General features: G+C 43.0%; 2 protein-coding genes. Both read right to left on the bottom strand.

The window, feature by feature from the left end; translation table 11 throughout:
- The coding region (locus ACQR30_RS06180) for a hypothetical protein (RefSeq protein WP_429732794.1) at window positions 1-655 on the bottom strand (655 nt) is incomplete at its 3' end.
- A gap of 285 nt (window positions 656-940) precedes the next feature.
- A complete protein-coding gene (locus ACQR30_RS06175; protein ID WP_429732791.1) occupies window positions 941-1,219 on the bottom strand; it encodes a hypothetical protein in 279 nt (92 codons plus the stop codon).
- Between the last annotated feature and the right edge of the window lie 157 nt (window positions 1,220-1,376).

Here is a 1,376-nt window from a genome sequence, read left to right as displayed (position 1 = left end):
GCAACTCAACAACTGATCCAAAAGGGCGATCCGTGTAGGCCAAGCTTTTAACATAACCCCAAAAGAAAAAGTCCATTGGTGTTAGATCCGGAGATCGAGCTGGCCATGCAATTGGTGGCGGATTGTTTGCAGAACCTCGTCCCATCCAGCGATCCGGAAAAGTCTGATCAAGCAAAGCTCGAACGTCATTTCCAAAATGCGCCGGCGCCCCATCCTGCATAAAGACAAGATTGTCAAAATTCGGAAGCTGGCGGAGAGCAGGAATTGCATCGTTTTCAAGCATGGCCTGATACCAACGTGCATTGATTCCTCTTTCACGGGGAAAGTTACGATCACGTTCCCAAAAGAAGGGTCCCACAATCCCATTCCAACCAATGCCTACCCACACAGTCACTTTAGGCGAATGAAGTGGTTCATCGGCGTACCAGTGCGGATTTTCATCCGACCAGTAGCGAAAGTCTTGCCGGTTTACCCCGCCGTGACAATGAAAGTGAGCTTCATCACAGAAAAACAAGTTTTCCAAAAAATTCGGATCGTTACCTAATGTTTCAAGTTGAGAGCGCGCAAATCGTCGGCGGAGTTGAAAATCAGAGCGCAAAAGTTCTTGGACCAATTGGAGCTTGTAAGGATGAAATTTCAAGTCTTCCTGCAACAACTGAGTAAAATTTAAAACTTTTTGTTAAATAACCTTAAGGATGCGCCGAATGGTTGTACGCGAAACCATTTTAACTTCTTCATCCGACGAGTCATCACTGTTGACGGGAATGTTAGCTGTGCGGGTAGACAAATGACGATTGTTAGTGAAGGCCACCCGAACCCGTTCAATAACCTCTGGCGTACGCACTGATCTTAACATTTTTAAAATTAAACTTAAGCGGGTAAAAACAAACTTGGTCTTTGTTTTGGGTCGACGCTGCATCGTCCCATTCTCCCGAAAATTTTACGCCCAGTCCTTAATTGTCTTGATGTCTGGAACACTTGCATTTCGACCACGCTCACGTCTCGCTCGTCGCTTAAACTCAGCGTAATCTCGGCCGGATTCAACCCACCAATCGTAAAAGCGAGCCTTTTCTTGATTTGAGTACGGCATTTGGACAACAATTTCGAATTCAAACAAAATTGAACAAACAAGTGAAAGAAAAATCGCATAAGGGTCCCCCCTTACAAATTTTTTTTCCTTTGAAATCAAGGAAAAATTGGTATTTTTTGTTCTGACCATAACTTGGTCGGTTTTAGTCCAAATTAAAAATTTTAAAAACAGGCATAAATGGTAAACTCTCAGCTTTTAAATGAGCTATAAAACGTTTAAAATAGTGGTTTGAAAATGTATCAACGAGATTGAAACAACATGGGAGAAAATTTTGGCCCACCCTGTA

The organism is Arachidicoccus sp. (assembly GCF_050436765.1).
In the GTDB taxonomy this organism is placed as follows: Bacteria; Bacteroidota; Bacteroidia; order Chitinophagales; family Chitinophagaceae; genus Arachidicoccus.
The sequence above is the reverse complement of the archived record's forward strand: the minus strand, read 5'-3'. Positions and strand labels throughout refer to the sequence as shown.